Below are 9,766 nucleotides of genomic sequence, written 5' to 3'. Positions count from 1 at the left end.
GGTGCTGAAGGAGAGCGCCGGACGCATCAAGGCCGGCGAGCCGATGGCCGCGGTTCTGGCGGACGGTCGCGCCCGGATCGAACAGGCCGGGTTCAAGCTGGATTATCTCGAGGCGCGTCACGCCGAAACGCTGGCGGAGGTCAAAGGTCCTGCCGACGGGCCGATCCGCCTCCTGGTTGCCGCCAGGCTCGGCAAAACCCGGCTGATCGACAATCTCGGCGTCTGAGTCTGGTCGCAACCCGACAACGCCGCTGCGAGCGGCGGCGTTGTCTTACCGGCCCGGGAAGCCCGGAATCGACGGCAGCCCCGGGATCGAGGGCAGTTGCGGCACGCCCGGTATGTTCCGCGGCAGATCGCGCAGGTTCAGCCGCTGATTGATGATGTCGCGGCCAAGATTTTTGAAGTTGAAGACGTTCCGTACGATGTTGCGGTCGCGAACCAGTTGCTGCGGAGAGATCTGCAGCGCATTCGCCACCACACGCTGCGCCACGATCTGGATGGCATAGCCTGTTGCCGCCTGCGTAAGTTCGGCAAGGCGCTGACCCTGGCGGTCGAAAATCTCGATGCGGCCGACGCTGCCGTTTTCATCCTCATAAAGCTTGACGTTGGTCGCACCACCCGGCCCGACTTCGACCACACCCGTGGTTCCACGAACGCCGACGATCGCCGTCGGTGTGGTGATCCGCATCTCGCCGGTTTTCGCCACCTGCTCGGCGACAAAGCCCACGGTGCCGCGGGCGACAGTGACGACGGCATTGCCGCGCGCGCCCTTGCGATAGATGAATTCGTCGACGGTGATCGAGGCGTTGGCGCTGAGGCTGAATGTAGTCTCGTCATCGAATGTGACGCCGAGCGCACCGCTGGCGTTGGTCGAAAGCCGATCGCCCTTGCGAATGTCGGCGCCTCTGGTCAATCCGGACGTGCCGGCACCCGGGCGAGCGACACTGGCAGCCGGCGTGACGGTGGCAACGCTGCCGACCACGGCTCCCGCCGACGCCGCGGGCCGCGCCGGCGGCTTACCGATTGGCGTCGGAAACGGATTTCCAGCCTGTGCCTGCACCGTCGCAGGCGACAGAACCAGAACAGCGCAGAGCACAGCCGTTGTTATTGAGCCAGTTGGATACACGTCAGTCAGGATTTTGCGCGAGTGCGCGGCGGAAGGGACCGTTTGCTAACCGAGGCTCCGACGTCCGGCAATCGCCGAAACCGCCCCTCAAAGATTTGTGACGGCACGGCTCCTCGCGCCGGTATCTTTCAACCGACAGCGCTCACTTCGCCATTGCCGGCGACGGCGTTTCCTTCACCGCCTTGCCCGAGATTGGCGGCCGCGGCAATTTCGCCTCACCGGCCTCCATCGCGAATGTATAGTCGAACGTGTACCACGGCCCTTCCACATCCGGCGCCGGCGGCGCTTCGTTCTCGTGGCGGACGTAATTGCCGATCAGGGCCTTGGTGACGCCGAACTGAACGTCGGTCTCCAGAAGCGGATCGTCGTTGACATAGATCTGCGAGATCAGTGTCTTGAAGCCGGGCTTGTAGATCAGAAAATGGATATGCGCGGGCCGGTAATTGTGCGGCCGCTTCACCGCGCGGATGAAATCGCCGACCGGGCCGTCGACCGGAATCGGGTAGCCGGCCGGCAGGATGCTGCGGAATGCGAACCGGCCCTGCGCATCGGTGCGGAACTGGCCGCGCAGATTCATGTCGGCCTGGTTGGGGTCCTGATTTTCGTAAAGGCCCTCGGTCGAGGATTGCCACACGTCGACGACCGCGTCGGCGATCGGATCGCCCTTCCCGTCCACCACCTTGCATTCCGCGAACAATACCGGCCCCGGCGTCGGAGAGCGCACGATCGAACCGCCATTCGGGGTCGGCGGAGAATTCAGCCGCCAGAACGGACCGAGCATCGAGGCCGACGTTTCGGTCTGCCCCTTGTTGCCATTGTTGAGGAGGCAGACCAGCGATGAGACGCCAAGGGAGCCGGCCATCAGCACGACCTCATTGTGCGACGCATCCGATTTCTGGCCAAGCCGCACGATGAAATTGCAAGCCTGGTGAAACTCTTCCTCACTCAGCCTCGCCTCCCGGATGAAGCCATGCAGGTGCTTGATCATCACCGTCAGGATTTCGCGCAGCCGCGGGTCGGGCGTCTTTTCGATCGCCTTGAGTACCGCAACAGTGACTTCGTTTTGATCGCCGATGATCATGGCGTTTCCTCTACCCTCAGCCCGTCCTTCCGGCGGCTGTCGAGCACCAGCACCGAGGCGGATTGGAACAATTCGCTTTTGTTATAGCAACTTAGGCGACGAAACTTCAAAGCAATCCAAGCTCGCTCAGTTCACGCCGCAGGTGTTCCGGCATCGCGGCGGCCCCGCGCGCCGCCCGGTCCAGGTCGCTCGGGACGTCGCTATCCGGGAAATAACGCCAACCCTGGAAAGCGCGGTAGGGGCGCGGCGTCACCAGCCTGATCTTGCCGTCCAGCACGATCCGGCAGCGTCCGATCCCGTCCTTGTCGACGAACGGGCGCAGATCGAGGATGCGCTCGCGGCACATCACCTGCCCTTTGATCACCCAGTAGAGCGAGCCGCCGTCCAGCAACTCCTCCATGCGCTTTGGCACCATGCGGGTTGTGTGGACGTGTTCCGGCTTCCGACCCCGCTTCTTCTGCTCCTTGAGGCGGGCCGAAACCCACGATTTCAGATCGTCGACGGAGTCGCAGCCGACGCACAATTTAATGAGATGAAGCGGCATGCCCTTTCCTAGCGGCGGCGCGGTGGCGCCGTCAAAGGCGGCGGCACGTGCTCTCCACAGGTCAGGTCTGCTCCGCGATAGTCATAAGCCGGGCGCCTTCTGCGACCTGGCTGCCGACCACGGCGGCGATCTCCGTGACGATACCGTCGCGCATCGCCACGATGGCGTGTTCCATCTTCATGGCTTCGATCAAGGCGAGCCGCCGGCCTTTCGCAACCTCTTCGCCGTCTGAAACCAGGACGGCGAGCAGCTTGCCGTGCATCGGCGCGCGCACCGCGCCGTCACCCGTCCCATGGTCGGCATCGCCCGCTTCGAAATCCGCGAGCGCGACCTGCGTCTGGCGTCCGCCCCGCAGCACATAGACTGTCTGCGGGGTCTCGATCACAGTGGCATCCGGATCGGGCGCCGCGCCCTCCACTGTGACCCGCCAGCGTCCCTTCGTGAAATCAACTAGCGCCACGCCGGGTTCGCCATTTACGACTATGGGAAATGTTGTGGTTCGCACTCCCGAAAGCTGGAAGCCGTCGGCTATGTCCCATGGCGATGGCGGCGCATCGGGGTCGGATGGCTGCGGCCGCAATCGTGCGATCAGCCGCTCGGCGCCACATGCAGCGGCCGCTTTGTCGATCCCGGAGACATCAAGCCCGAGTTCATCGTAGTGCCGGGCAATGTAACCCGTATCGAAGTCGCCGTTACGGAAATCGGCCGAGCGGCACAGCGCCGAAAGAAAGGCGAGATTGGTGCGCGGCCCCGCGACGATCGTGCGCCGGAGCGCGGCGTCGAGACGATCGAGCGCCGCCTCCCGCGTGTCGGCATGCGCAATCACTTTCGCGATCATCGGATCGTAATAGGGAGAAATCTCGCCGCCCTGTTCGACGCCACTGTCGATGCGCAGGCCCTCGCCTTCCGGAAAAGACAGCGAGACCAGCTTGCCGGTCGATGGAAGAAAGCCGCGCTCGGGATCCTCGGCATAAAGGCGCGCCTCGACCGCATGGCCGCGCAGCGGAATCTCAGCCTGGTTCGTTACCGGGAGACGCTCGCCCGCCGCGACACGGAATTGCCATTCGACCAGATCGAAACCGGTGACCGCTTCCGTCACCGGATGTTCGACCTGCAGCCGCGTATTCATTTCCATGAACCAGAAGCCGTCACGTTTCAGACCGCCCGATCCATCGGCGATGAACTCGACCGTGCCCGCGCCCGCATAGCCAACGGCCTTTGCCGCGGCGATCGCCGCCGAACCCATCCGCGCGCGCAAGTCTTCGGTCATGCCGGGTGCGGGAGCTTCCTCGATCACCTTCTGATGGCGTCGCTGCAATGAGCAATCGCGTTCGTAAAGATGGATCGCGTTGCCGCGCTTGTCCGCGAAGACCTGAATCTCGATATGACGCGGCGTCGCGATATATTTCTCGATCAACACGCGATCGTCGCCGAAGGCCGAGGCCGCTTCGCGGCGCGCCGCTTCGATCGCAGCATCGAAATCGGCATGCTTTTCGACGAGACGCATGCCCTTCCCGCCACCGCCTGCGATTGCCTTGATCAGCACCGGATAGCCGATCTCGTACGCCTTGCGTTTGAGGAAGGCGTTGTCCTGCTGCTCGCCGTGATAGCCGGGGACTACCGGGACGCCGGCCTGCTGCATCAGAGCTTTCGCGCGATCCTTCAGTCCCATCGCGCGGATTGCAGCGGGAGGCGGTCCGACAAATACGATCCCGGCGTCCGCGCAGGCTTCGGCGAATTCCGCGTTCTCGGAGAGAAAGCCGTAGCCGGGATGGATGCAATCCGCCCCGCTCTGTTTGGCGATTGCAAGCAGCCTGTCGCTCACGAGATAGCTCTCGCGCGCGGGCGCCGGGCCGATCAGATAGGCCTCGTCACACTGGCGCACATGCGCCGCATCGGCGTCAGCCTCGGAATAGACCGCGATGGTGCGCAGCCCCATGCGCTGCGCCGTCCGCGCGATCCGGCACGCGATCTCCCCGCGATTGGCGATCAGGACCGAGGCAAACATGAATCACCTGCGCCGTAGCTGAACGGCGCGGAGGATGCCCGCACAAAAGCTGCAAAGGAAGAGCCGAGCGTTATTGCTGCGCGCCCGTCGTGGTGGGTGTCGCGGGCGTGGCGGGTCTGACCGGCTGCGGAAATGGATCTGCGACCGCAGGCTCGGGCGGCGCGGACCTTGGCGCCTGCGCCTTTTGCGCGCGCCGGGGCGGAGGCGATGGCTGGGGCCGAGGCTCCGCACGCGGTTCGGGTCGCGGCTCCGCCCGCGCCTCGGGCTTCGGAAGCTCGCCGACACCGTTCTGTCCAGGGCGGCCCGGCTCATTCGCCATGATGCTGACCGGGGGGATGGACGCCGCGGTCGGGAAATCGATGTTTACGGGCGAATGCGGCGGAGCGGCAGGCTCCGGCGCTTCAGCCTGGGCCGCAAGCGCGGGATTGTTCGCCGCCGCGGGCTTTTCACCCCAATTGGCCGCAAAGCGCGTCACGCGCGCGTCATAGGCATTTTCATTCATATTCGCGACGATCTGATCGCGCCGCTTGAGGAAAGCGAAGACGTAGCAGGAGCTGGGCTTGCACTCGTCCCGCGCCATCAGGACCTGAGCAACAAGTCCGAAGCGGTCGCTTTCCAGACCGCGCAGCATCGGGGTGAGCAGCCGTGCGTAGGCAGCTTGTTCACGCCGCGGCAGCGCCGCAATATCGCGCAGAACATCCAGCCGTGCACCGACATAATTGAGCGCCGCAGCGATTTGCTCCGGACCTGCAAACAGCGCGCGCTCACAGGCCTCATGGACGAGATCGCCGCCGACGGCATCGAGACAGGCGAGGCTTGAATTGGGCAGCAAAGCCTGAGCGTTCAGCGCACCGACGCGGGCCTCCATGGCCCGGCGCTGCTCGGCCTTGCTCTGCATATCGTATCGTTCGAGCGCGAATGCGGCGAGGCCGAAGACCAGCACCATCGCGGCGATGATCGTCAGCCCCTGACGAAGGCCGTAACGCATGATGGCAAGCACAGCGATGATCGCCATCGCTGTGGCGATCGTCAGCGTCCCCCAGAGCGGAAATCCCGTCACATCACCCATGCATACAATCCGGCATCATCCCACCAATCTGCCGTGACAGCCAATTGGACGCCGTAATACGGGCCGAAGCAAGACACCTTCAAGCCCCGAAAAAGTTCCGACTTTCAAACCCCACCGGCCGATCGGAAGGACGGCGTCAGATCGCTCGCGGCGGCCATCGCGCCCTTGGCCTCGACCGATGTCAGCGCCAGCGAAGTCTTCAGATCAGTCACCCCACCACCGCTCGCAGCCGCAAGCAGGACCGCCGCCATCTGCGTCTCCCCTGGAGCCTCGGCGATCACCAGGAAGTCATAATCGCCGAAGGTGACATAATAACCCATCAGCTTGCCCCCGACCTTCGCAAGCAGGCGCGAAACCGCGGCCGAACGGTCTTCCGGACTGACCACCATGCCCTTAATGGCGTCGCGCGTATATCGCCCCTGCGTGATGAATAGCGGCATCTGACCTCCGTACGACGGCTTTGCCGGCTGCAGGAACCTTTTTTCCTCCGGTACGTTCGCTACGGCATCGCTCCATGGAGGCACCGTATGCGACTTATTCTCGGGATGCTGCTAGGCGCCCTGCTTCTGGTAGCCGGTGCTTATTATCACGACACCATGCACACCTCGACTGTCGCGTCGGGCGCCGCCGCCACGCAGAACCGTCCGATGGTGAACTGGGACGTGGTCGAGACGAACTGGAACAGCTTCAAGATCCGCGTTCAGGAAGGCTTCGCCGACCTGCGCGCCCGCATCAACCGCGCCGCTTGATCACATGCCTCAGCGATGACGATCGAGCTGGCTTTCGCGAGCCACGCGTTCGAACGCCTCTTCGGTATTCTTGATCCGGTATTGATGCTCGTCGCCATCCGGCGGGAGCAGCTTCATGATCTTGAAGGTTCCGTCCGCGGTGGCCCGGTTCAGGGGACCTGCGATGTAACGGACCGTCTGCCCCACCATGAATTTATGAGATTTCAGCACACCGATACTCCGTCTAACGCGACAGGTTCGCCCTACCTGCGTCAGACCGCTTTGCGGCCTGAATTTTCATTAACATGTTGCTTTATAGCACCATTTGCGCCTGACGGGGGCAAAAAATCAGGTTTCTTAGGGGTGCAGGGTTATTCGTTTATTCTCAAATACTTAGAGTGCTAAAGATAAGCCCTGACGAAAATGGCCCTCGGGGAATCCCCCAAGGGCCAGCCAGGCCGCAGTACTGAAACGCTAGCGGCGGATCTCTTCACAAAGGGTCGTTCCGGACGCGTTTGTGACGCAATTGCGTTCGCGGACCGCCGGCGCGCGCTCTTCGACGATCACGCGATCTTCGCGCACGCGGCCGTTGTCGGCTGTGCCCGCACCGACCGTCCCGCCCACGCCTGCGCCGACGGCAGCACCGACCGGACCGCCAACCACCGCACCCACACCAGCGCCAACAGCCGCACCCGTCGCCGCTCCGGCAGCCGCATCCTGCGCATGAGCGAGGCCCGGCAAGATCCAGAGCGCCGCGGCGGCGGCTAAACCTATCTGTCGCATTTGGTCCTCCATGAATGAGTCGGACAAACGCAGGTTGCGAACGGCGGTTCCCCCTTCGCGCGAGATGGTTTCACCGCTAAGTTTCAGCAAAATGAAGAGCGACATTCGTCGCGCGGACTGCGTCAGGCTGCCGGTTCATGCTCAATCTGATCCTTGCCTGCATTCTTGCCGCGATCCTTGGCTTCGCCGCCCATCGCGCCAGCATCTGCACGGTGCGCGCGGTTGCCGAGTTCACGCATTCCGGCACGGGCTACATGTTCGGCAGCATCGTGAAGTCGGCGCTCTGGGTGTTCGCCATCACCATCCCGGTCTTTCTGCTCGTGCCGCAATCGGCAAACAGTCTGAGCGGATGGCAATTGACAATGACCGCGATGCTCGGCGGCTTGCTGTTCGGCATCGGCGCCGGCGTCAATGGCGCATGCGCCTACGCCACCATGGCGCGGATGGTCGATGGCGAGATCGGGATGTTGCTCACGGTCGCGGGCTTCGTGCTCGGCGTGCTGATCTTCGTGATGCTGATCGGGAGCGGCACACTGGTGCGGCCGGCGCCAAGTCCCAGTCCGATCCCCTCGCTGCTTCACGTCGCGCCCTATGTCGGCGCCGTCCTGCTCGCCCTTGGCCTCTTCGAATTGATCAGGCTGTGGCGCAGCCGTCCGGCGGGTTCGACATTGCGCGAGATGGTGTTGGCACCGGCTTATCGGCTATCGACTGCTGCTCTCCTCATGGGTGTCGCCGCGGGTGCCATGCTGCTGCTGTTCGGATCGCCGGGTTACACCTCGACCTTTCAGCAGGTGGTCGAGGCCCACGCCGGCACCCGGCCGATGCCGCCTTATGGCCGCTGGCTGGTGGTCGGCGCGGTGCTGCTCGGCATGTTGGCCTCGACCCTGCAGCGCGGGAGTTTCCGGGTCGACTGGCGGCCGCGATGGTCGTGGCTGCGCAACATCTTCGGCGGCATCCTCATGGGTCTTGGCTGCGCGCTGCTGCCCGGCGGGAACGACGCGCTGATCCTTTACGGAATACCGGGGCTTTCGCCGCATGCACTGCCGGCCTATGCCGCGCTGCTACTCGGTATTCTCGTTGCGCTTCTGACGATGCGTTCCGTCTTCAAGATCGAGATGCGGGTGGCCTGCCGCAACGATATGTATATCGCCGATGCGAGCGCCGATCTCGCAAGGCGCGACAAGTGACAAGGCCTTGAAATGAAGATTCAGTTTGCCGGTTGCGGCGATGCATTCGGTTCGGGCGGCCGTTTCAATACCTGCATCCATGTGACGGATGGCGACCGTCAGTTTCTCATGGATTGCGGCGCAACCTCGCTAGTCGCCATGAAAAAGGCCGGCATCGACCGCGGCGCCATCGATGCGATCCTCCTGACGCATTTCCACGCCGATCATTTTGGCGGCATCCCCTTCTTTATTCTCGATCAGCAGTTCGGCGTAAAACGCACCCGCCCATTGTTGATCGCAGGTCCACCCGGATTGAAAAGCTGGTATGACCGCGCGATGGCAACCTCGTTCCCTGGCGAGCGAACGCTGCCGTTCGAGTTGACCCTGCAGGAGGTCACAATCGGCTCGCCGCAATCCTTCTGCGGAACGACCGTCACCCCGTTTCATGTCCGCCACGACGACCGCGCCGGCCCCTGCCTCGCCTATCGCATCGAAAGCGCGAGCCGGACCTTGTGCTTCTCCGGCGACACGGAATGGACCGATGTGCTGATCGATGCCGCGCGTGGCGCCGATCTCTTCATCTGCGAATGCTACATGTATGAGAAGCTGCGCAAATCGCACATGACACTGACGGTGTTGCGCCAGCATCTGCCAGCGATCGGAGCCAAGCGCGTGATCCTCACCCATCTGAGCGAGGACATGCTGGCGCATCTCGCGGACGTCGAGCTTGAATGCGCGGTCGATGGAATGATCGTCGACGTCTAGCGCTCAGAAAGTCTCGACCCAGGGCCGCAATTCAACTTCCGAGGTCCAGGCATTGCGCGGCTGGCGCAGCACGTCGAGATAGGTCTGAGCGATCGCGTCGGGATCGAGGAGCGAGTCCGGGTTGTCGGCCGGGACGACCCGCCGTTCGGAGCGAATGCCGCCATCGATCACGAAATGGGCGATGTGAATGCCCTGCGGTTGCAATTCGCGGGCGAGACTTTGCGACAGGCCGCGCAGGGCAAATTTCGCCATCGCAAAGGGCGCGGACCTGGCATAGCCCTTCACGCCCGCCGAAGCCCCGGTGAAAAATATCGCGCCGTGCCGCTTCGGCAGCATGCGCCTCGCGGCCTGCTGCGCCACCAGAAAGGCGCCGAAGGCCGACACCGCGATGGCTTTTTCGACATCGGCCGGCACGAGATCGATGAAAGCGCCGCGGGTGCGGAAACTCGCATTGTAAATGACCACATCCGGCGCACCGACCGTGCTCTCGACCTCC

At 63.5% G+C, this 9,766-nt stretch carries 13 protein-coding genes; 4 read left to right on the top strand and 9 right to left on the bottom strand.

Annotated elements, in window-relative coordinates:
• Positions 1-226 (top strand): pantoate--beta-alanine ligase (locus VN004_RS19100; RefSeq protein WP_325613472.1); only part of this gene is annotated, 226 nt, incomplete at its 5' end.
• Between the two features lie 45 nt (positions 227-271).
• On the opposite strand, the gene VN004_RS19095 is transcribed toward VN004_RS19100, so the two are convergent.
• The 6 genes from VN004_RS19095 to VN004_RS19070 form a co-directional block, all read right to left on the bottom strand.
• Positions 272-1,096: a FecR family protein gene (locus VN004_RS19095; protein WP_325613470.1), complete on the bottom strand. Its 825-nt coding sequence runs from the start codon at positions 1,094-1,096 to the stop codon at positions 272-274.
• A gap of 172 nt (positions 1,097-1,268) precedes the next feature.
• Complete coding sequence (locus VN004_RS19090; RefSeq protein WP_325613467.1) at positions 1,269-2,207, bottom strand: dioxygenase; 939 nt, start codon at positions 2,205-2,207, stop codon at positions 1,269-1,271.
• Between the two features lie 106 nt (positions 2,208-2,313).
• Positions 2,314-2,751 (bottom strand): DUF1489 family protein, encoded by a 438-nt coding sequence (locus VN004_RS19085; protein WP_325613465.1) that lies wholly within the window; start codon positions 2,749-2,751, stop codon positions 2,314-2,316.
• A gap of 61 nt (positions 2,752-2,812) precedes the next feature.
• Positions 2,813-4,759, bottom strand: a complete 1,947-nt coding sequence (locus tag VN004_RS19080) for an acetyl-CoA carboxylase biotin carboxylase subunit (RefSeq protein WP_325613463.1) — start codon at positions 4,757-4,759, stop codon at positions 2,813-2,815.
• Positions 4,760-4,829: 70 nt separating this feature from the next.
• Positions 4,830-5,828, bottom strand: coding sequence for a hypothetical protein (locus tag VN004_RS19075; RefSeq protein ID WP_325613461.1), 999 nt, complete (start codon positions 5,826-5,828; stop codon positions 4,830-4,832).
• Positions 5,829-5,932: 104 nt separating this feature from the next.
• Positions 5,933-6,268, bottom strand: a complete 336-nt coding sequence (locus VN004_RS19070; protein ID WP_325613459.1) for a GYD domain-containing protein — start codon at positions 6,266-6,268, stop codon at positions 5,933-5,935.
• Positions 6,269-6,355: 87 nt separating this feature from the next.
• On the opposite strand from VN004_RS19070, the gene VN004_RS19065 reads away from it, so the two are divergent.
• Positions 6,356-6,577 carry a hypothetical protein gene (locus VN004_RS19065; RefSeq protein ID WP_325613457.1) on the top strand — a complete coding sequence of 74 codons (222 nt, stop codon included), beginning with the start codon at positions 6,356-6,358 and terminating at the stop codon, positions 6,575-6,577.
• 9 nt (positions 6,578-6,586) lie between these two features.
• Here VN004_RS19065 and VN004_RS19060 read toward each other — a convergent pair whose 3' ends face one another.
• Positions 6,587-6,766: a hypothetical protein gene (locus VN004_RS19060; RefSeq protein WP_325613476.1), complete on the bottom strand. Its 180-nt coding sequence runs from the start codon at positions 6,764-6,766 to the stop codon at positions 6,587-6,589.
• Between the two features lie 264 nt (positions 6,767-7,030).
• Complete coding sequence (locus VN004_RS19055; protein ID WP_325613453.1) at positions 7,031-7,444, bottom strand: hypothetical protein; 414 nt, start codon at positions 7,442-7,444, stop codon at positions 7,031-7,033.
• Between the two features lie 32 nt (positions 7,445-7,476).
• On the opposite strand from VN004_RS19055, the gene VN004_RS19050 reads away from it, so the two are divergent.
• Positions 7,477-8,526 carry a YeeE/YedE thiosulfate transporter family protein gene (locus VN004_RS19050; RefSeq protein ID WP_325613451.1) on the top strand — a complete coding sequence of 350 codons (1,050 nt, stop codon included), beginning with the start codon at positions 7,477-7,479 and terminating at the stop codon, positions 8,524-8,526.
• A 12-nt stretch (positions 8,527-8,538) separates the two neighbouring features.
• Entirely contained in the window at positions 8,539-9,270 is a 732-nt protein-coding gene (locus VN004_RS19045; RefSeq protein WP_325613449.1) for an MBL fold metallo-hydrolase, read from the top strand.
• A 3-nt stretch (positions 9,271-9,273) separates the two neighbouring features.
• On the opposite strand, the gene VN004_RS19040 is transcribed toward VN004_RS19045, so the two are convergent.
• Positions 9,274-9,766 (bottom strand): SDR family NAD(P)-dependent oxidoreductase (locus VN004_RS19040; RefSeq protein WP_325613446.1); only part of this gene is annotated, 493 nt, incomplete at its 5' end.

The sequence above is a fragment of the Pseudorhodoplanes sp. genome, assembly GCF_035565855.1.
GTDB lineage: Bacteria > Pseudomonadota > Alphaproteobacteria > Rhizobiales > Xanthobacteraceae > Pseudorhodoplanes.
The sequence above is the reverse complement of the archived record's forward strand: the minus strand, read 5'-3'. Positions and strand labels throughout refer to the sequence as shown.

What these genes read in the sequence shown, in the direction of transcription:
- VN004_RS19090 (WP_325613467.1), bottom strand. Translation starts at nt 2,207, where the DNA reads ATGATCATCGGCGATCAAAACGAAGTCACTGTTGCGGTACTCAAGGCG.
- VN004_RS19085 (WP_325613465.1), bottom strand. Translation starts at nt 2,751, where the DNA reads ATGCCGCTTCATCTCATTAAATTGTGCGTCGGCTGCGACTCCGTCGAC.
- VN004_RS19080 (WP_325613463.1), bottom strand. Translation starts at nt 4,759, where the DNA reads ATGTTTGCCTCGGTCCTGATCGCCAATCGCGGGGAGATCGCGTGCCGG.
- VN004_RS19075 (WP_325613461.1), bottom strand. Translation starts at nt 5,828, where the DNA reads ATGGGTGATGTGACGGGATTTCCGCTCTGGGGGACGCTGACGATCGCC.
- VN004_RS19070 (WP_325613459.1), bottom strand. Translation starts at nt 6,268, where the DNA reads ATGCCGCTATTCATCACGCAGGGGCGATATACGCGCGACGCCATTAAG.
- VN004_RS19065 (WP_325613457.1), top strand. Translation starts at nt 6,356, where the DNA reads ATGCGACTTATTCTCGGGATGCTGCTAGGCGCCCTGCTTCTGGTAGCC.
- VN004_RS19060 (WP_325613476.1), bottom strand. Translation starts at nt 6,766, where the DNA reads ATGGTGGGGCAGACGGTCCGTTACATCGCAGGTCCCCTGAACCGGGCC.
- VN004_RS19055 (WP_325613453.1), bottom strand. Translation starts at nt 7,444, where the DNA reads ATGTCGCTCTTCATTTTGCTGAAACTTAGCGGTGAAACCATCTCGCGC.
- VN004_RS19050 (WP_325613451.1), top strand. Translation starts at nt 7,477, where the DNA reads ATGCTCAATCTGATCCTTGCCTGCATTCTTGCCGCGATCCTTGGCTTC.
- VN004_RS19045 (WP_325613449.1), top strand. Translation starts at nt 8,539, where the DNA reads ATGAAGATTCAGTTTGCCGGTTGCGGCGATGCATTCGGTTCGGGCGGC.